Below are 19,474 nucleotides of genomic sequence, written 5' to 3' on the forward strand. Positions count from 1 at the left end.
AACGCTTCAGCCCAGGCGTTTCAACTGCTCCCTGAGCTTGGCCAGCGTCGCCTCAAAATCGGCCACCCGCTTGCGCTCCTGCTCGATCACGGCGGCAGGCGCTTTGGCCACAAAAGCCTGATTGCTCAATTTGCCGCCGGCTCGGGCAATTTCGCCTTCCAGACGGCTGGCCTCCTTGCCCAGGCGAAGTTTTTCGGCGGCTACGTCGATTTCCATGTGCAGGCAGATGCGGGCACCGCCCACAACCGCCACCGGCGCTGCCTGCGCCGCGGCGGACCAGGCCGCCTCGTCGTCAAAGACACGTACTTCATTGAGCTTGGCCAGCGCCTGCAAGACCGGCGCCGATTGGTTCAAAAAGTCGGCTTCAGCCGCCTGGCCGGCCATCACGAACAGCGGTAGCCGGGTCGCCGGCGAGACGCTCATCTCGCCGCGCAGATTGCGGCAGGCATCCACCAGCGCTTTGAGTTTTACGACCTGGGCTATGGCCGCTTCGTCGATCCGCTCGGGCTGCGTCTGAGGGTAGGCCGCAATCGACACCGACGCGCCGCCACGACCGGCCACCGGCGCCACTTTTTGCCACAACTCCTCGGTGACGAAGGGAATCACCGGGTGCGCCAGCCGCAGTATGGTTTCCAGCGTGCGAATCAGCGTGCGGCGGGTGGCGCGTTTTTGCGCCTCGTTGCCTTGCTGAATCTGCACCTTGGCGATTTCCAGGTACCAGTCGCAGAACTCGTTCCAGATGAAGTCGTAGATTGTGTTGGCGACGTTGTCGAGACGGTATTCTTCAAAGCCCTGGCTGATATCGGCTTCGACGCGCTGCAACAGCGAGACGATCCAGCGGTCTGCCGCGCTGAAGTCCAGGTAGCCATGGGCGCTGCCGCCGACGGCGCATTCTTCCTGGGTGTGCTCGTTCAAGCCGCAATCCTGGCCTTCGCAGTTCATCAGCACAAAGCGGCTGGCGTTCCACAGCTTGTTGCAGAAATTGCGATAACCCTCGCAGCGTTTGGTATCGAAGTTGATGTTGCGGCCCAGTGACGCCAAAGAGGCGAAGGTGAACCTCAGCGCGTCGGCGCCAAAGGCCGGAATGCCGGCCGGGAATTCTTTCTCGGTGTTCTTGCGCACCTGCGGCGCGGTCTCGGGTTTGCGCAGACCTTCGGAGCGCTTCACCAGCAATTCAGGCAACGCAATGCCGTCGATCAGATCCACCGGGTCCAGCACATTGCCCTCGGACTTGCTCATCTTGTGGCCTTGCGCATCGCGCACCAGACCATGGATGTAGACGTGCTTGAATGGCACCTGGCCGGTGAAGTGCGTGGTCATCATGATCATCCGGGCGACCCAGAAGAAGATGATGTCGTAGCCGGTGACCAGCACGCTGCTGGGTAGGTAGAGGTTGTAGTCGCTCAGCTTGCCCGCTGTTGCCCCGCGCTGAGACAAGGCGGACTCGTTCGCACTCATACTCGCTGCGCTCGCCAAATCGTCGCGTCCGAGCCCGCCTTGCCCCAGCGCTGCGTTGTTGCTTTCGGGCCAGCCCATGGTGCTGAAGGGAACTAGCGCGGAGGAGTACCAGGTGTCCAGCACGTCTTCGTCGCGCTTGAGCGTCTTGCCTGGAGCCTGGGCCTGCGCTTCGGCTTCGTTCCGCGCCACGTAGACCTGGCCGTTTTCGTCGTACCAGGCCGGAATCTGATGGCCCCACCAGAGCTGGCGGCTGATGCACCAGTCCTGGATGTTGTTCATCCACTGGTTGTAGGTATTGACCCAGTTCTCGGGCACGAACTTCACCGCGCCGGATTGGACCGCGTCAATGGCTTTTTGCGCAATGGATCTGCCATCGAAGGCTGGACAATTTTCCGACGGGCCGCCCCTAGGAAAATTAGCCCCCTCGGGGGGCAGCGAGGACACGCCAGTGCCGAGCGTGGGGGCCTTGTTCATGGCGACGAACCACTGGTCGGTCAGCATCGGCTCTATCACCTGGCCAGTGCGCGCGCAGCGCGGCACCATCAGCTTGTGTTTCTTGATCTCCACCAGCAAGCCCAGCGCTTCGAGATCGGCCACCACTTTCTTGCGCGCCACAAAGCGGTCCAGCCCCAGATAGGCTGCGGGTGCCTGGTCGTTGATTTTGGCGTCCAGCGTCAACACGCCGATCAAGGGCAGCTTGTGGCGCTGGCCGACGGCATAGTCATTCTGGTCATGCGCCGGCGTCACCTTCACCACACCGGTGCCGAAGGCCTGGTCGACGTAGTCGTCGGCAATGATGGGGATGGCGCGGTTGCACAGGGGCAGGGTGACCTGCTTGCCGATCAGGTGCCGGTAGCGCTCGTCTTCCGGGTGCACCATCGCCGCCACGTCGCCCAGCATGGTTTCCGGGCGCGTCGTGGCCACCACCAGGCCGGCCGCCATTTCACCGTTCACCAATTGCGGACCGTCGGCAAACGGATAGCGGATGTGCCACAGAAAGCCGTCCTCTTCTTCGCTTTCCACTTCCAGGTCGCTGACCGCGCTTTGCAGCACCGGGTCCCAGTTGACCAAGCGTTTGCCACGGTAGATCAGGCCTTGTTCATAGAGCTGGACAAAAGTCTCGGTCACCGTTTTGGACAGATCTTCGTCCATGGTGAAGTATTCGCGGCTCCAGTCGACGCTGTCGCCCATGCGGCGCATCTGGGTCGTGATGGTGTTGCCGGACTGCTCTTTCCATTCCCACACCTTGGCCACGAAGTTCTTGCGGCCCAGGTCGTGGCGGCTGATTTTTTGTTCCTGCAACTGGCGTTCGACGACGATTTGCGTGGCAATGCCGGCGTGGTCGGTGCCGGGGATCCAGACCGTGTTGGCGCCGCGCATGCGGTGGTGGCGCGTCAGCGAGTCCATGATGGTCTGGTTGAAGGCGTGCCCCATGTGCAGGGTGCCGGTGACGTTGGGCGGCGGTAACTGGATGGAAAAAGACGGCGCGCCCGATTTGGGCTGGCCTGTGCCGCGATAGCCGGCCTGCGCGTAGCCGCGGCGCTCCCATTCGGGTCCCCATTGGGCCTCGATGGCGGCGGGTTCGAAAGATTTGGAAAGGCTGTTGAGGCCCGGTTGTTGTTGTGCTTCGTTCATGTTGCCTTTGATTTTATTCGGGAATAAGATTTTCATAGGCAAAAGCAATTCAAGGCATTGATGCAGTCAATTAGACCGAGCTCGCCTTCCCGGCTAAGCTCTACCCGTCTTTGATCATGATCACATCATGAGGATCAAGGCGAGCGTATTATTTTTTCTTTAACCTCTAGGAGATTTCCATGGCAGCACTCAAAGGCTCGAAGACGGAAGACAACCTGAAAGCCGCCTTCGCGGGCGAGTCGCAGGCGAATCGCCGTTATCTGTATTTCGCGAACAAGGCCGACGTCGAAGGTCAACCGGACGTGGCGGCGCTGTTCCGCTCCACCGCGGAAGGTGAGACCGGCCATGCGCACGGCCATCTGGAATGGCTGGAGACCTGCGGCGACCCGGCCACCGGTTTGCCGTTCGGCGGCACCCGCGACAACCTCAAATCGGCAGTGGCCGGCGAGACCCATGAGTACACCGACATGTACCCCGGCATGGCCAAGACCGCCCGTGACGAAGGTCATGACGAAGTGGCGGACTGGTTCGAGACGCTGGCCAAGGCCGAGCGCTCGCATGCCAACCGCTATGCCAAGGCCTTGGCTGAATTGGCCGATTGATAGCGTGACCGAGTAGTCCGTGTTGGGCGTTGCAAGCAGCGCCCAATGCAGAACACTCAAAAACACATTCTGAAAAGGCCAGACCATGGCACGCGAAGGCAATCTGCAAGCTCCCACCCGCCACCCGATAGACTGGAAGGCTCCCGACTACTACAACGAAGAGGCCACGCTTCTTGAAATGGAGCGCATCTTCGATATCTGCCATGGCTGCCGCCGTTGCGTCAGCCTGTGCGGCTCGTTCCCCACGCTGTTCGATCTGGTGGACGAGAGCAAGAGCGGCGAGGTCGAGGGGGTAGACAAAAAAGACTACGCCCGCGTGGTCGATCAATGTTATCTGTGCGATCTGTGCTACATGACCAAGTGCCCTTACGTGCCACCGCACCAGTTCAATCTGGACTTTCCGCACACCATGCTGCGCGCCAAGGCGATCCGGTTCAAGAAGGGCGAAGTCTCGACGGCCGAGAAATTCCTGGCTTCCACCGATGTACACGGCCAGTTGGCGGGGATCCCTATCGTGGTCCAGGTGGCCAACGCGGTGAATCAGACCAAGCTGGCGCGCAAGGTGCTGGAAAGTGTCGCCGGCGTCGATAAGAACGCCTGGTTGCCGTCGCTGGCGACGAAGAAGTTCCGTTCCGGCACGCCCCAGGCCAAGGCCACGTTGGTGACGCCGGGTGCCAAAACACCCGGCAAGGTCGCCATCTTTGCCACTTGCTACATCAACTACAACGAGCCCGGCATAGGCCTGGACTTGCTGAAGATTCTGGATCACAACGAGGTTCCCTATGTGATCGTGGAAAAAGAAAAATGCTGCGGCATGCCCAAGCTCGAACTCGGTGACCTGGAGTCCGTCAATGCCAGCAAGGAGGTCAATATTCCGGTGCTGGCCCGGTACGCCAGGGAGGGCTACGCGATCCTGGCAGCGGTGCCCAGTTGCGCCCTGATGTTCAAGCAGGAACTGCCCTTGATGTACCCGATTGAGGCCGACGTGCAACTGGTCAAAGAGGCGATGTGGGACCCGTTCGAGTACCTGATGCAGCGCAAGCGCGACGGCCTGCTCAAGACCGAGTTCCCGGTGCCCCTGGGCAATGTGAGCTACCAGATTCCCTGCCACGGCCGGGTGCAGAACATCGGCAAGAAAACCGAGGAGATGCTGAAGATGATTCCCGGCACCAGCCTCAACACGATAGAGCGCTGCTCGGGCCATGCCGGCACCTTCGGCGTGAAGAAAGCGACGCACCAGCAGGCCATGAAAATCGGCAAGCCGGTGTTCAAGGCGATGGCCAGCATGAAGGACGGCGCCAAGCCCGATTTCATCAGCTCCGACTGCCCGCTGGGCGGCCGCCACATTGCGCAGGGTTTTGAGGTCAACGGCCTGGGCGCGCCCCAGTTGCTGCACCCGCTGAGCCTGGTGGCCAAGGCTTATGGATTGAATTAACCTGTCATTGCGGCCCCGGATCAGGTCCGGGGTTTCAGCACCCGCAATCCATGGCGGCGCACCTTGGCGCGCGAGACATGGATCCCGGATCGAGTCCGGGATGACATTTCCTGGAGTAAACGAAATGCAAATAACCCGACCTATCACCCCCGACAGCCTGATGACGCTGGAGGCCTACGCCAAGTGGCGAAAAGTCAACAAGCCCGCCGTCATGGCACAGCGCAAGCTGCGCAGCGTGCGCCTGGGCGAGTACATCAATGTGCAGTTTGAAAGCGAGACCACTGTTCGCTACCAGATCCAGGAGATGCTGCGCATCGAGAAGATCTTCGAGGAAGAGGGCATCCAGCAGGAAATCGAGGCCTATGCGCCGCTGGTGCCGGACGGCGCCAACTGGAAGGCCACCATGCTGCTGGAGTACCCCGACGTCAACCAGCGTCAGCGCGAACTGGCCCGCTTGATCGGGGTCGAGGACCGCATGTTCGTCGAGGTCGAGGGGCACAGCCGCGTCTATGCCATTGCCGACGAAGACCTGGAGCGCGAGAACGACGAAAAGACCTCGGCCGTGCACTTCGTGCGCTTCGAGTTGACGCCGCCCATGTGTGCCGCGGTCAAGGCCGGCGCCGCCGTCATGCTGGGCTGCGATCACAGCAATTACCCGGCGCACACCCAGATTGCGCCCGAGACAATGGCCTCGCTGGCGGGCGACCTCAAATAGCCGGCTGCCTGGCGGTCACGATAATGACGACTTTGCTATTGATGTTTTCATAAGTCTTGACGCGCACCAGAGAGACGCAGTCATGCCGGACTTGATCCGGCATCCATGGATTGCGGGTCAGGCCCGCAATGACAAGGCGGCGTTGATTCTCGTGCGCTGGCGTCGTAAACATCAATAGAAGTCCTTTCCATCTTGTCGAGCCTATTAAACGAGTAATGCCCCCGTGTTGTTTTTGCTGTCCCCCGCCAAATCCCTTGACTTCGATACGCAGGCGCCCGAGCTGCCGCACAGCCAGCCGCTGTTCGCCAAACAAGCCAGCGAATTGATTGGCCTGCTGCGAGAAAAGTCGCCGCAACAGATTGCCGCACTGATGGACTTGAGCGACAAGCTGGCGCTGCTCAACGTGGCGCGTTACCAGGCCTGGCGCCCCAGGGTCACTGCGAAAAACGCCAAGCCGGCGGTGCTGGCTTTCAATGGCGACGTCTATGAGGGGCTGGACGCCAAAAGTCTGCCCGCCGAAGAACTCGGCTGGCTGCAAGAGCATGTCTGCATCCTGAGTGGTTTGTACGGCGTGCTGCGGCCGCTGGACCGGATGCAGCCGTACCGGCTGGAGATGGGCACCGCGCTGGCAAACGCGCAAGGCCATAACCTCTACCAGTTCTGGGGCGCACAGATAGCGGCCTACCTGAACCAGCGTCTGCGGCGCGATATCACGCCGGTGCTGGTCAACCTGGCATCGCAGGAATACTTCAAGGCGGTGGACCTGAAGGCGCTCAAGGCGCCCGTCATCGAATGCGTCTTTCAGGAGTACCGGGGCGGCCAGTACAAAGTCATCAGTTTCAACGCCAAGCGGGCACGCGGCCTGATGGCGCGCTATGCGGCAACACAGCGCGTCGTGACGCCGCAGCAGTTGCAGGCCTTTAGTGCTGAAGGCTACGCTTTCGATGCCTCGGCATCGGGACCGCAACGCTTTGTCTTCCGGCGCAAGCAACCATGAAAATCAGAGCCAACGGGATCGACATCGAAGTCGAGGACAGCGGTCCGGGCGCCATTGGGGAAGAGCGGCCGGCGGTGCTGCTGATCATGGGCCTGGGCATGCAACTGATCGCCTGGCCGGCGCCACTGGTGCAAGCCTTGGTGATGGCCGGCTACCGGGTGATACGGCATGACAACCGCGACGTCGGCTTGAGCCAGCACCTGACGCCGCTGGGCCAGCCCAACCTGCTCTGGCAAGGCCTGAAATTCAAGCTCGGCTTGCCGCCGCGTGCGCCCTACAGTCTGAGCGACATGGCGGCCGATTCGCTGGGCGTGCTGGCTGCCCTGGGCATCCGGCAAGCGCATGTGGTGGGTGCCAGCATGGGCGGCATGATTGCGCAGCGGGTCGCACTGGCGGCGCCGGACCGGGTTCTGAGCCTGACCAGCATCATGAGCAGCAGCGGTGCCAAGGGCTTGCCGCAGGCCCGGCCCGAGGTCATGGCGGCGCTGCTCAGGCGCCCGGCCAGCCACAGTCCGCAGGCGCTGGCGGACCATTACGTCAGGCTGTTCCAGGTGATTGGCAGCCCGGCCCACGCGACGCCCGAGCCGGAACTGCGCGAGCGCATCCTGCAAGGGGTGGCGCGCGGTTATGACCCGGTCGGCACGCAGCGGCAAATGCTGGCCATCATGGCCGACAGCGGCCGAGCCGCGCAGTTGTCGCGCATCGCCGCGCCAACCCTGGTACTGCACGGCAAAGCCGATCCCCTGGTGCCCTTCGCCCACGGCCAGGACACGGCGCGGCGCATCCCCGGCGCCAAACTGGTGGGCATCGAAGGCATGGGCCATGACTTGCCGCCGGGCGCGCTAACGCAGATACTCGACGCGCTGTTGGCGCATTTGAAATACAGCCGCACCAGTTCATGAACCAGCCCGAAAACTCCCCGCTGGGCAAGCCCGCCCCCTACATCGACCAGTACGATGCTTCGCTGCTGTTCCCGATCGCGCGCGCCGGCAAACGCGCCGAGATCGGCATCCTTGGGGCGCCGCCGTTTCTGGGCGCCGACATGTGGAGCGCGTTCGAGCTGAGCTGGCTCAGTTTGCGCGGCAAGCCGCAGGTCGCGCTGGCGCATTTCACGGTGCCCTGCGAAAGCCCCAACATCATCGAGAGCAAGTCCCTCAAGCTCTATCTCAACAGCTTCAACAACACGCAGTTTGCCGACGTCGAGGCGGTCAAAAACCGGCTGCGCGCGGACTTGAGCGAAGCCCTGTGGCGCGGCAGCAGTCCGGCCTCCATCGGGGTCAAGATTCTGCTGCCCGAATGGTTCGACCGGGAGCCTATCCACGAGCTCGACGGCCTGAGCCTGGACCGGCTCGACGTCGAGTGCAACCGCTACACGCCGGCACCGGATCTGCTCAAGGTGATCGCGGACCAGGCGCCGGTGACCGAGGTGCTGGTCAGCAACCTGCTCAAGAGCAATTGCCTGGTGACGGGCCAGCCGGACTGGGGCAGCGTGCAGATCAGCTACAGCGGCGCGGCTATCGAACAAGAGGGTCTGCTGCAATACCTGGTGAGTTTTCGCAACCACAACGAATTTCATGAGCAGTGCGTGGAGCGCATCTTCATGGACATCTGGACCCGCTGCAAGCCGATCAAGCTGGCGGTCTACGCCCGCTACACGCGCCGCGGCGGACTCGATATCAATCCGTTTCGCACCAGCTACCCGCAGGCGCTACCGCCCAACATCCGCACGGCGCGGCAATAGCGCAAACACGGCGGACTCGACTGCGGCGCAGCCCGCTTTTCAGCCCAGCAGACTGGCCGCTTCGCGTGCCGCTACCAGACCCTCGTCGGTCGGAATCACCCACAACTGGACCCGGCTTTCGGGGCGGTGGATGGCCAGCACCTGGTCGCCCGTGGCTTGCAGGTTGAGAGCAGGGTCCAGCGCCACGCCCAGCCAGGCCAGGCGCTCGCAGACCTGGGCCCGCAGCACCGCGTCATGCTCGCCGATGCCGCCGCTGAAGCTCAGCACATCGAGCCCGCCCAGACAGGCCACCAGGGCGCCCGATTCGCGCACGATGCGGTGCGTGAACATGTCGATGGCCTGCTGCGCCGCCACACTGCCGTCGGCGCGCAGGCTGCGCATGTCGGCCGAGATGCCGGAGACGCCCAGCAAGCCGCTTTGCTTGTAGAGCAGGGTTTGCAGCCGGTCGTGGTCCCAGCCCTGCTCCAGCAGGTACAGCAGCACGCCAGCGTCGAGCGCGCCGCAGCGGCTGCCCATCATCAAGCCGTCCAGGGTCGAGAAGCCCATGGTGGTGGCGCAACTGCGCCCCTCCAGCGCCGCGCACAGGCTGGCGCCATTACCCAGGTGAGCCATCAGGACCCGGCCGCCGGCCAGGGTGCTGCGCTGCTGCAGCACACCCATCACGTACTGGTACGACAGGCCATGAAAACCGTAGCGCCGCACACCTTGCTGGGCCAGCCACGGTGGCAGGGCAAAGCGGTAATCGACCTCGGCCAGCGTGGCATGGAAAGCGGTGTCGAAGCAGGCCACCTGCGGCAGCGCCGGAAAGGCTTTTTGGAAGGCCCGGATGCCTTGCAGGTTTTGCGGCTGGTGCAACGGCGCCAGCGAATTGAGCAGTGTCAGCCGCGCCAGCACATCCTCGGTGACGCGCACGCTGGCGCAGAAGTCGACGCCGCCATGGACCACGCGGTGCGCAATCGCTTCGATGGCCGGAATGGCAGGGTCACCGGCCAGGAGTTCGCGCAGACAGCGCAGCGCTTGCGCGAAGCGGTCGCCGTCGGTGGCTGGCAGCGAGCGGCTTTGCCGGCGCGCCGCAAAAGTCCAGTCCAGGCGCGGCGCACCGCCCGGCTCCAGCCCCTCGATGCTGCCGCTCAGCAGGCTGGGCTGGACGACGCCGTCTTGCAGCGGGTGGAGAGAAAATTTGAGCGTGGAGGAGCCCGCATTGACGCTGAGAATGGCCATGAGGTGCTACCAGACCTGGCGTGCGTGATCGCGGCTGTTGTGGTGCGCCGCCAGCAGGGCCAGCAGGGCCGAGGCGACCCGGTTCATGGGGCCGTCGGCGCGGCTGGTCAGCGCAATCGGCACGCGCGCGCCCAGCACCAGGCCGGCACCGCTGGCGCCGGCCAGGTACTCCAGTTGCTTGGCCAGCATGTTGCCCGATTCCAGGTCCGGCACGGCCAGAATGTCGGCGTTGCCGGCGACCAGCGACTTGATGTTCTTGATTTGCGCGGCGTGCGCCGAGATGGCGTTGTCGAAAGCCAGCGGGCCGTCCAGCAGGCCGCCCTTGATCTGGCCGCGCTCGGCCATCTTGCACAGCGCGGCGGCGTCCAGCGTCGACGGGATGTTGGGATTCACGGTTTCCACGGCGGACAGGATGGCGACCTTGGGCGTCTTGACGCCCAGGACGCGGGCAAAGTCGATGGCGTTCTGGATGATGTCGACTTTTTCCGGCAGGGTCGGGCGGATGTTGAGTGCCGCGTCGGTGATCAGCAAAGGCTTGCTGTAGAGCGGGATGTCGAAGCGAAACACATGCGACATACGCCGGCCGGTGCGCAAAGAGCGCTGCGCCAGCACGGCGTGCACCAACTCGTCGGTGTGCAGGCTGCCTTTCATCAGCATCGCCACCTCGCCCTTGACGGCCAGGTCAGCGGCTTTCTCTGCCGCCGCATGGCTGTGCGGCACCGAGATGATCTCGACGCCGGTCAGGTCGATGCCGGACTGCTCGGCCAGATGGCGCAGCCGCACTTCGGGGCCTATCAGCAGCGGCACAATCAAACCGTAGCGCGCCGCGTCCATGGCACCGCTGAGCGAGCCGGCGTCGCAGGGGTGCACCACGGCGCAGCGCAGCGCCGCCAGCCCGCTACCCAGCGCCAGCAATTCCTTGAAACGGGCTTCCGGGTCGAACAACTGGATTTGCGGTGCATGGACCTGCGGCACGCGTACTTTTTCGGTCGGCGCCAGGACGCGGGCCGTGCCGTGCAGCACGCGCTCGCCCTTCTGGTTGAGCACCTGGCAATCGAGCGCCACGCTCTTGTTGCTGTCGTCCTTGCTGACCACGGTGACGGTCACGGTCAAGGTGTCGCCGACGCGAACCGGTCGGGTGAAGTGCAGCGCCTGGTCCAGGTAAATAGTGCCGGGGCCGGGAAACTGCGTGCCCAGCAGCGCCGAAATCAGGGCGCCGCTCCACATGCCGTGGGCGATCACGCCGTGGTACAGGGTGTCGTTGGCGTACTCGGCATCCAGGTGGGCCGGGTTGGTGTCGCCGGAGACGGCGGCGAAGGCCTGGATGTCGTTGAGCGTCAGGGTGCGCAGCAGGCGGGCGCTTTGGCCCACGGTGATTTCGTCGTAAGTGACGTTTTCGACAAGGTCGGAGCTCAGTGGAAAATTCATAATGGCTCAAGTATCTACGGGAAAACCCTTGGTTTTGAGCCGGCCCCGCACTTATTTTTGATGCGGATCACTAATTCATTCAAACGATATCCCGAAAACCGCGCAAGGGCTGTAGCGCGGCAAACTCGGGCGTGCGTTTGCCCTTCATCGCCAGCACCGCTTCCATCACGTTCTTGTTGCTCCAGATGGCGCCTTGCAGCCAGCCCATCTGCTTCAGCGCCTCGTCCACCGAGTGGTCGCGGGCGTAGTGCACGGCCTGCTTGGTACCCCAGATCGCCACCGGGGGTTTGGTCGCAATCTCGGCGGCGCACTGCAGGGCCGCCGCCAGCATCGCCTGCGGCGTCTCGAAGACTTCGTTGACCAGACCGTAAGCCGCAGCCTTCTGGGCACTCAGGCGCCGGCCGGTATAGGCCAGCTCTTTCACCAGGGCCAGCGGAACCAATTTGGGCAGGCGTTGCAGCGTGCCGACGTCCGCCACCATGCCGATGTTGATTTCCTGAATGCAGAAGAAGGCGTCGGCCGTGGCATAGCGCAGGCAGCAGGCCGTCACCATGTCGACGGCGCCGCCGATACAGCCGCCCTGGATGGCGGCAATCACCGGTATGCGCAGCGTCTCCAGCTTGCTGAAAGTGGCCTGCATATCGGTCAGCAGGTCAAACATGGCGGCGCGGCCTTCCGGGCTCTGGTCGTCCATGGTGATGGCGCCGGCAAAAGTCTCCAGCGCCATGCCGGCGCTGAAGTGCTTGCCCGTGCTGCTGATGAGCAGGACGCGGGCTTGCGCGTCCTTGTGCAGCGCGCTCAGTACCTCGTCAAGCTCGCGCCAGAAGGTCGGGCCCATGGTGTTCAAGGCGTCGGGCTGGTTCAGCACCAGGTGGGCGATGTGGTTTTCAGTGGTCAGGGAAAAACAATGCATGGTGGGGGTCTCCTGTGGAGTACCGATTATTGCCTTGGTGCGCTCCGGCCTTGGGTGCCTGGGTGGGATGGGTGGCCTGAGCAAACCCAATGGACATAGGCAGGGCCACTAAATATTCTGAATGAACCGGGCTTGACTCAGACCTTTTTGGATGGCGAACAAGTTAAGCTCAGCAGTGCCTGCCACCTCGGCAAACTCAATGCGCGGCAACTGGCGCATGACATTTACGTTTGAAGGCACGGATGCCGTGCTGGTGGACTATCAGGACTATCACCAGGAGATTCAAGAATGGCACGCATGTTTAACCCTCTGCATCCCGGCTTGATGCTGCGTGACGATGTGTTGCCAGCGCTGGGGCTGAGTGTCACCGAAGCCGCGCAACAGTTGGGAGTGTCCCGCGTCGCGCTGTCCCGCGTGCTCAATGGCCGTGCGGCTATTTCGCCCGAAATGGCCTTGCGTATCGAGGCCTGGCTGGGCCTGGCGCGTGGTGGTGAAGCACGTCTATGGCTGGCAGAACAAAGCGCTTATGACGTGTGGCAAGCGGTACAGAAATTCAAGGCCCAGCCGATGCACGTTCAACCCGCACCCGCGGCAGCTTGAACCGCTTGCCGGGCGCCTGAACATGGCGGCCCTTGGTCGTCGGTACGTGGACCTGCGAGCAGCCGTGGACATCTTCACGGGGTACTGCGGCAACGCAGCGGGGAGCCTCTCGCAAATATCCCCCATTTGGGGGATATGCAAGAGTTCAGTGCGCAATGAAAATCGCTCATTGCATGTTCGCGAACCCCACGCAACTGTGTCTGTGACTTGCACGATCCCGATATTGCGCATCGGGATGGCTGGGGATGAATCAATTTCGACCGTCGTACGCCTTGAACAGGAGAACCATAATGAACGCTTTGCCCGCTGCATCGACGGGAAGTAGGATTAAAGGGCTTTGGTTCGTGTTCTCGCTTGGGAAGAACACGATCAGGGGCTGGAGTTCCATTCTGTCCGGTTTGGAGCGCATCTACGTTGACAATGCGCTCGTGTCAGAGCGCAGAAGCTGGGCAAAATCGAGCAAACATACCTTCGCTGTAGCCGGCGAGGAATACGCTGTGGCATTCCGGACCATAAGCATCTTAGAGGGACACATCGAGTGCAGCCTCTTAAAAGACGGTCAAGCGAAGCAGACGTATCTGGCAAAGTACCTCCCCCGCAAGCCGATTTCAATTGTCCATTTGCTGCTTGGCTTGGCCGCTGGTTTTGGTGTTGGTTTTCTTACAGGCCATTTTCAGCGGTCGCTGTGGACAATTCTTGGTTTTGTTTTCTTGGTGCACTTGGTGCGGGAGAGGACGCGAGAGACGCGTAGCTTTTCAATTGAAGAGATCAAGCCGGCCTGAAGATGCGATCCAGCGTACCTGCTTGCCCCAGACACGCTGAAGGGCATCAATTCAATGACGTGCGATACAGCATGGGTGGCGTTGTCGCTCGACAAATGATTGCCCAAGGTTTCCCCCTAACAAAGCTTGCAATTGTCTGCACGCCGCCTGCGAACCGCCAGTGCCTAAATCGGCGCAGAATCAACAGTAACACATGTGTTACTGTTGCGCATGGCGATCAAAGTCGAAGAGTACCTGCGTGAGGATGCTTCAAACCGACAAGAGGTAAAACCAATGGCACTGACTAGAAACTTCAAAGAAACCGTCATTCAACGCGTGCAGAGTGATTCAAATTTTGCGCAGGCACTGCTGGATGAGGCAGCCACTCTGTTTCTCAACGGTGAGCCTGAGACCGCCCGACTCATATTGCGTGATCTCGTTAACGCCACGATCGGCTTTGAGCAACTCGCAATGCTTACCGCAAAACCGAGCAAGAGTTTGCACCGGATGTTGTCACCCACTGGAAATCCCAGTATGGCCAATCTGGCTGCCATCTTTCGTGCAGTGCGCGAGAGGCTGCAAGTTAGCCTTCAGGCCCACTCGGTAGCAGCTTGAGATCGGTTGCAAAGCCACCCGCAACCCCACCGTGCTCACCGATTCCATGTGCCATGCGAAGCAGTGGTAGCACGCGTCCGCATTCGCAGGAACGGGGAGCAAGTTTTCGCTCGACCTCGAATGCCTGCTTTAGATAGTCCGCCATGAGTTCCGGCATCCGCAGCGCAGCGCTCTCCGAATATGCCGACGTGGCGCGCGCCTTGGGGCTCGATCCGGTGGCCATGCTGCGGGCCGCCAAACTGCCGGTGGAGAGCCTGACCGAGCGCGACCTGATGCTGCCGACGGAACGCGTCTGCGCACTGCTGGAGGCATCGGCGCAGCGCAGCCAGTGCGCCACTTTTGGCCTGGCCCTGGCGCAACACCGGCGCCTGTCGCACCTGGGCGAATTGGGCTTGCTGCTGCGCGACCTGCCGACCGTGCGCGACGTCATGCAGGCGGTGTCGGAGTTCATCCGTTTCCACAACGAGTCGCTGGTTTATGCGCTGGAGCAGGAAGGCGACTCGGCCCAGATCCTGATGGAGAACCGCGTGCCGCCGGGCACCGCGTCGCGCCAATTCTGCGAGTTTGTGCTGGGTTCGACGTTTCGGATTTTCCTCGGCCAGTTCGCCGATGCCGGGGGCAAGCTGCGCGTCTGTTTCAGGCATGAGGCGCCAGCCGACCCGCTGGTGTATTTGCAGTTCTTTGGTCACTGGCCCCTGTTCGGCCATGCATTCAACGGCTTTGTCTGCCCGCTGTCGCTGCTGGACCAGCGCAACCCGACGGCCGACCCCGAGTTCTCGCTACGCACCCGCAGCCTGGTCGAAGCCAGGATGGGCTCCGTCGGCGTGCGTCGTTCCGACGAGGTGCGGCGCGTGATCATGCAACTGCTGCCCAGTGGCCGCTGCGATGCCGAGCACATTGCCGCCAGCCTGGGCGTTGACCGGCGGACGGTGCACCGCCAGCTGGCGCGCGAGGGCCAGACCGTCTCCAACCTGATCGAGGAAGTCCGTGGCGAGCTGAGCCTGCGCTACGTTTTGCAGTCCAGCGTCCCGATCAGCGACCTGGCGCCGCTGTTCGGTTTTCATTCCACCAGCGCCCTGGTCAACTGGTACCGGCGGCGCCATGGTCTACCGCCGGCGCAGCACCGGCGGCAACAGGCCGACGCCAACGCCGGTCCATCGCCCGATCCGGACTGAAGTCACGGTCACCGCGCGCCGTCGCCCTGCGATAAGGGGCTAGGGGTTTCCCCGCGCCTGTCCCCAATGCGCAATGGGATGTCCCCCGGTGAAAAACACGCGCCACCGGCGCGCCGGATCATTCGGCTGAGCTGGGCCGGGATGGCCTGGCCACCCTGAACACCGGAGATGCCATGAATATCAACCTGGAACTGAAAGACCCCGAGTGGGGCAAGCGCGCGGTAGCGACCCTGCGCACCATTGCCGCCGACTACAAGGACGAGATCGACGATTGCCTGAAAACCGGCAACCTGCCACTGAAGTCCTTCCGCGAGCTGGGCAAGCAGGGCTTGATCGGTGTCGTGACGCCCCCGGAGTTCGGCGGCTACGGCGGCAGCGCGCCGGAATACTGCCTGGTCACCGAAACCATCGCGCGCTACGGGCTGCCCTCCACGCAGGCCCAGGTGCAGGGGCAGATCTGGCTGCTGATCTGGGGCACGCCGGAACAAAAAGCCCACTACCTGCCCGGCATGTCCGACGGCAGCATCATCTTCTCGGAGGCGATCTCGGAACCCGGTGCCGGCTCCTCGCTGAAGACCCTCCAGACCACGGCCCGGCGCGCTGGCGACGACTGGGTCATCAGCGGCAAGAAGATCCACATCAACGGCGGCGCCTGTAGCGACGTCACGGTGGTTTTCGCCATGGCCGAGCAAGGCATGACGGCTTTTCTGGTGGACACCAAATTGCCCGGTTTCAGAGCCGTGGTGACCGATCCGCTGGGCTATCGGCTGGCGCTCACCGCCGACCTGTATTTCGACGAGGTGCGGGTCCCCAACAGCGCCGTGCTGGGCACGCCGGGCCAGGCCATGGCGACCTTTTTGACGACTTTCAACGTCAGCCGGCTGGGCAATGCCTCGGAGCTCATCGGGCTGGCGCGCCGGGCGCTGTCGGACGCCATCCGCTACGCCAAGGAAAGGGTGGTGGGCGACAGCAAGGTGACCGATTTCCAGGGCATCCAGTGGACCATCGCCGACTGCTACAGCCAGTTGTACGGCGCCTGCGTGGTGCGCGACCACGCCGCCAATCTGGTCAAGCGCGGGCAAGGCCATGCGCTGGAGTCCAGCATCGCCAAGAAGCTGGCGATTGACGCCGCCGAGAAATGCCTCAACGAAGTGTTTGCGCTGGTCGGCGGCCATGGGCTGTACTGGGATCAGCCTTATGGGCAGATCCTGCTCGACGTCAAGACCTTGCGGGTGGCCGGCGGCTCGCTGGAAATCATGCGCAACTTCATCGCGCGCCAGATCCTGAAAGACGAACAACAAAGAGGTTTGCTATGAGCAATCTGGGCACCTTGATCGTCACCGCGGCGAAGTCGCAGCCGCAAGCGCTGTTCGGCACGGTGGAGGCGGCCCAGCCGCTGGCCGATGCCGTGGCCGACGCCGCGCAACTGGCCCTGCACCTGCGCGACCTGGGCCTGGGACGCGGTGCGCGCGTGGCCTTGATCGGGCGCAGCGGCAGCGACTACATGCTGACTTGGCTGGCGGCGCAACTGGCCGGGGTGGAACTGGCCTTGATCAACCCGGAATACCCCGACGAGCTGGTGCTGGCGATGCTGCAGGACCTGCAACCGGCGGCGCTGGCCTGGCTGGACCGCGCCGGGATTGCCATGGCCGGCAGCGAGCGCCGGCAGCTCGACCTGCGGACCTGGTGGGATGCTTACCGGGCGCGTACCGACCGGGCCGCCGCTGCAGCGCTAGCCACGCTGGACGGCCTGGCCTGCGCGCCGTCCGACATCGCCAGCTTTATCCACACCTCGGGTACCACCGGGCGCCCCAAGTTCTGCGCCCTGAGCCACGAGTACCTGCTGCGCCTGGGCCGCTTCTTTGCCGACAGCCTGGTCCTGGGGCCCAACGACCGCGTCTTCGCGCCGCTGCCGATGTTCCACATCAACCCGCTGGGCTACGGGCTGATCGGCAGCTTGACGGCGCGCGCCAGCGTGCTGGGCACGCGGCAGTTCTCGGCCTCCAAATTCTGGCCGACGGTCAAGGAGCACGGCATCACGGCGCTGGTGCTGCATGCGGCGCCGTCCATCATCCTGGCCACCACCACCACCCACGCCGACGCGCAGGGGCATGGCGTGCGCGTCGCCTTCGGCGTTGAATCCACCTTGTGCGGCCTGTTCGACATTCCGGTCGGTGTCGGCGGCTATGGTTCCACCGAGTCGGCCGGTCTGTGCCACGCCTGGCACTTTCGCGCCAGGGACCCGCAAATGGCCAGCGAGGGCATCAGCAACTATGCCGGCCGTGCGCGCTACGACGTTGCCTGGAAGGTCGCTGAAGACGGCGAAATCCTGACCCGCGACAAGCTTGGCCAGGCCATTTTTTCGGGTTATATGAGAGACGGGAAAGTGGTCCCGGCACTGGACCCGGACGGCTGGTTCCACACCGGCGACAAGGGTCGCATCGACGGCTACGGCAACCTGGTGTTTCTGGAGCGCATGAACGAGGCGATCCGCGTCAAGGGCGAGTACGTGCCCATCGATTTCGTCGAGACCGCGCTGACGCGCTGCGCCTCGCTGGGTCAGTTCGCGCTGTGGCGCAAGGACTCCGCGACGACCGGCCATGAAGTGGTGATCTACACCGAGTCGGGCACGGTCAACCTGGACGAAGTGCGCGCCGCGATAGAACCTTTGCCGCGCTTCATGCGGCCGCTGCGCGTGATCCGGGTGGCGCGCCTGCCGCGCACCGGGGGCGGCAAGGTGCAGCGGGCGCAACTGGGTGCGGCCCCCGAGTTGGAGAGCACCCTGCTCTGAGCGCAGCAGCGTGCCCAAGGAGACCCTGTCTTGAATTCCTCCACTGCCGTTAGCGTGTCTGCCGTGTCGCCGCCGCGCCTGTTGCTGATCCTGTTTCTGGCGACGTTCCTGAACTACTACGACCGCGCCCTGCCGGCCGTCCTGATGGAGCCGATACGCGTCGAATTCGGGCTCAGCGACACCTGGCTGGGCCTGATCAACGCGGCCTTTACCGTGACCTATGCACTGTTCGGCATCCTGCTGGGGCGTCTGGCCGACACCGGTGTGCGCAAGAGGGTGATCGGCTATGGTTTGATTGCCTGGAGTGCCGCCACCGCGCTGAGCGGCTCGGCCGCCGGTCTGGGCGGCTTTCTGCTGGCCCGCGTCGGCGTCGGTATCGGCGAGGCCAGCTGCGCCCCCACCGCACAGTCGATGATTGCCGACCTGTACCCGGCGCAGCGGCGCTCCCGCGCCATCGGCCTGGTCATGCTGGGCTTGCCGCTGGGTCTGGTGGCGGCGTTTTTGAGCGGCGGCGCCATCGCCACTGCTTTGAGCTCCTGGCGCGCGGTGTTCTGGCTGGCTGCTGTCCCCGGTGCCCTGCTGGGCTGCGTCATGCTGCTGCTGCCGGAGCCGCCACGCCAAGCGCAGCAGGAGGACGCCCTGGCCGGTGGCATGGGAACGGCGCTGCGCCAGGTCTGGGCCGTGCCCTCCATGCGCTGGCTGACGCTGGGGGCCATAGGCTTCGGTTTGGCCGGCTATGTCGGCACCGGCTTCATGGTGGCCTTGCTACAGCGTCATTTCCAATTGCCGCTGGTGCAGGCCGGCGTTATTTCGGGCGCCATCATCGGCGGCAGCGGGCTGGTCGCCATGGTCGGTGGCGGCTGGCTGGCGGACGCGCTACAGCAGCGCTGGAAGACCGGCCGCCTGAATCTGGCCACGCTGGCGTCGGGCGCCGGTGCCTTGCTGACGCTAATTGCGCTGCGTCTGCCAACGACCCGGGTCGGCTGGTTTGTTGCCTTGTTCGCCGTCGGCTGGCTGGCCACCTACCTGTTCACGGTCTGCGGTTATCCGGCGCTGCAGGAAGTGGTGGCCTCGCGCCAGCGCGCCATTGCCATGGCGGTCAATCTGTGCATCGGCAATGTCGTCGGCGGCGGTTGCGGTGTGGTGCTGGTGGGAGCCCTGTCGGACCGCTTTGCGCTGGCGTCGGCGCAGGCGGCCGGCCAGGCGCTGGACGACTTGCACCGCGGTGCCGGCCTGGCCAGCGCCATGTTGCTGATTCCCGTGGCAATGGCCATCATGGCACTGGCCACCTGGCGCGCGGCGCATCATTTTGTGGCCGACCAGCAGCGCGTTCAGCCAACGCTCAGCGTGGTCGACAGAGCCGCTTCCCGATAACTCCTTCGCAACC

Annotated in this window: 18 protein-coding genes; 13 read left to right on the top strand and 5 right to left on the bottom strand. The window is 63.5% G+C overall.

The window, feature by feature from the left end; all coding sequences use genetic code 11:
- Positions 1-6: 6 nt before the first annotated feature.
- On the bottom strand, positions 7-3,093 hold the full coding sequence (locus tag PHS32_RS12405) for a valine--tRNA ligase (RefSeq protein WP_301079297.1): 3,087 nt from the start codon (positions 3,091-3,093) through the stop codon (positions 7-9).
- Between the two features lie 179 nt (positions 3,094-3,272).
- Between PHS32_RS12405 and PHS32_RS12410 the strand changes: the two genes are divergently transcribed.
- From PHS32_RS12410 to PHS32_RS12420, 3 genes are all read left to right on the top strand, one after another.
- Positions 3,273-3,695, top strand: coding sequence for a rubrerythrin family protein (locus tag PHS32_RS12410; RefSeq protein WP_301079298.1), 423 nt, complete (start codon positions 3,273-3,275; stop codon positions 3,693-3,695).
- Positions 3,696-3,780: 85 nt separating this feature from the next.
- Entirely contained in the window at positions 3,781-5,130 is a 1,350-nt protein-coding gene (locus PHS32_RS12415; protein ID WP_301079299.1) for a heterodisulfide reductase-related iron-sulfur binding cluster, read from the top strand.
- 124 nt (positions 5,131-5,254) lie between these two features.
- Positions 5,255-5,845: a DUF3501 family protein gene (locus tag PHS32_RS12420; protein ID WP_301079300.1), complete on the top strand. Its 591-nt coding sequence runs from the start codon at positions 5,255-5,257 to the stop codon at positions 5,843-5,845.
- Here the strand turns inward: PHS32_RS12420 and PHS32_RS12425 are convergent.
- The gene (locus PHS32_RS12425) at positions 5,838-6,017 is read right to left on the bottom strand and encodes a hypothetical protein (RefSeq protein WP_301079301.1); all 180 of its coding nucleotides are present in this window, start codon (positions 6,015-6,017) and stop codon (positions 5,838-5,840) included. The two genes, PHS32_RS12420 and PHS32_RS12425, sit on opposite strands and share 8 nt — an antisense overlap.
- 51 nt (positions 6,018-6,068) lie before the next feature.
- On the opposite strand from PHS32_RS12425, the gene yaaA reads away from it, so the two are divergent.
- The 3 genes from yaaA to queF are packed head-to-tail and all read left to right on the top strand — an operon-like array spanning position 6,069 to position 8,583.
- Positions 6,069-6,842, top strand: coding sequence for a peroxide stress protein YaaA (yaaA, locus tag PHS32_RS12430; protein WP_301079302.1), 774 nt, complete (start codon positions 6,069-6,071; stop codon positions 6,840-6,842).
- A complete protein-coding gene (locus PHS32_RS12435; RefSeq protein ID WP_301079303.1) occupies positions 6,839-7,744 on the top strand; it encodes an alpha/beta fold hydrolase in 906 nt (301 codons plus the stop codon). Before yaaA ends, PHS32_RS12435 begins: the two co-directional genes overlap by 4 nt.
- The gene (gene queF / locus PHS32_RS12440; protein ID WP_301079305.1) at positions 7,741-8,583 is read left to right on the top strand and encodes an NADPH-dependent 7-cyano-7-deazaguanine reductase QueF; all 843 of its coding nucleotides are present in this window, start codon (positions 7,741-7,743) and stop codon (positions 8,581-8,583) included. Before PHS32_RS12435 ends, queF begins: the two co-directional genes overlap by 4 nt.
- A gap of 39 nt (positions 8,584-8,622) precedes the next feature.
- On the opposite strand, the gene PHS32_RS12445 is transcribed toward queF, so the two are convergent.
- From PHS32_RS12445 to PHS32_RS12455, 3 genes are all read right to left on the bottom strand, one after another.
- Positions 8,623-9,804 (bottom strand): acetate/propionate family kinase, encoded by a 1,182-nt coding sequence (locus PHS32_RS12445; protein ID WP_301079307.1) that lies wholly within the window; start codon positions 9,802-9,804, stop codon positions 8,623-8,625.
- A gap of 6 nt (positions 9,805-9,810) precedes the next feature.
- Positions 9,811-11,232: a bifunctional enoyl-CoA hydratase/phosphate acetyltransferase gene (locus PHS32_RS12450; RefSeq protein WP_301079308.1), complete on the bottom strand. Its 1,422-nt coding sequence runs from the start codon at positions 11,230-11,232 to the stop codon at positions 9,811-9,813.
- Between the two features lie 79 nt (positions 11,233-11,311).
- Positions 11,312-12,145, bottom strand: coding sequence for an enoyl-CoA hydratase-related protein (locus tag PHS32_RS12455; RefSeq protein ID WP_301079310.1), 834 nt, complete (start codon positions 12,143-12,145; stop codon positions 11,312-11,314).
- A 288-nt stretch (positions 12,146-12,433) separates the two neighbouring features.
- Here PHS32_RS12455 and PHS32_RS12460 point away from each other — a divergent pair, with 288 nt between their 5' ends.
- The 7 genes from PHS32_RS12460 (at position 12,434) to PHS32_RS12490 (ending at position 19,461) form a co-directional block, all read left to right on the top strand.
- The gene (locus PHS32_RS12460; protein ID WP_301079311.1) at positions 12,434-12,745 is read left to right on the top strand and encodes a HigA family addiction module antitoxin; all 312 of its coding nucleotides are present in this window, start codon (positions 12,434-12,436) and stop codon (positions 12,743-12,745) included.
- Between the two features lie 290 nt (positions 12,746-13,035).
- Positions 13,036-13,527: a hypothetical protein gene (locus PHS32_RS12465; RefSeq protein WP_301079312.1), complete on the top strand. Its 492-nt coding sequence runs from the start codon at positions 13,036-13,038 to the stop codon at positions 13,525-13,527.
- Between the two features lie 210 nt (positions 13,528-13,737).
- Positions 13,738-14,121 (top strand): transcriptional regulator, encoded by a 384-nt coding sequence (locus tag PHS32_RS12470; protein WP_301079313.1) that lies wholly within the window; start codon positions 13,738-13,740, stop codon positions 14,119-14,121.
- 143 nt (positions 14,122-14,264) lie between these two features.
- Positions 14,265-15,296 (top strand): AraC family transcriptional regulator, encoded by a 1,032-nt coding sequence (locus PHS32_RS12475; RefSeq protein WP_301079314.1) that lies wholly within the window; start codon positions 14,265-14,267, stop codon positions 15,294-15,296.
- A 173-nt stretch (positions 15,297-15,469) separates the two neighbouring features.
- The gene (locus tag PHS32_RS12480) at positions 15,470-16,612 is read left to right on the top strand and encodes an acyl-CoA dehydrogenase family protein (RefSeq protein WP_301079316.1); all 1,143 of its coding nucleotides are present in this window, start codon (positions 15,470-15,472) and stop codon (positions 16,610-16,612) included.
- The gene (locus tag PHS32_RS12485) at positions 16,609-18,087 is read left to right on the top strand and encodes a class I adenylate-forming enzyme family protein (protein WP_301079317.1); all 1,479 of its coding nucleotides are present in this window, start codon (positions 16,609-16,611) and stop codon (positions 18,085-18,087) included. The genes PHS32_RS12480 and PHS32_RS12485 overlap by 4 nt, the downstream gene beginning before the upstream one ends.
- Positions 18,088-18,117: 30 nt before the next feature.
- Positions 18,118-19,461 (top strand): MFS transporter, encoded by a 1,344-nt coding sequence (locus PHS32_RS12490; protein ID WP_301079318.1) that lies wholly within the window; start codon positions 18,118-18,120, stop codon positions 19,459-19,461.
- Positions 19,462-19,474: the final 13 nt, after the last annotated feature.

The organism is Rhodoferax sp., from assembly GCF_028714215.1.
In the GTDB taxonomy this organism is placed as follows: Bacteria; Pseudomonadota; Gammaproteobacteria; order Burkholderiales; family Burkholderiaceae_C; genus Rhodoferax.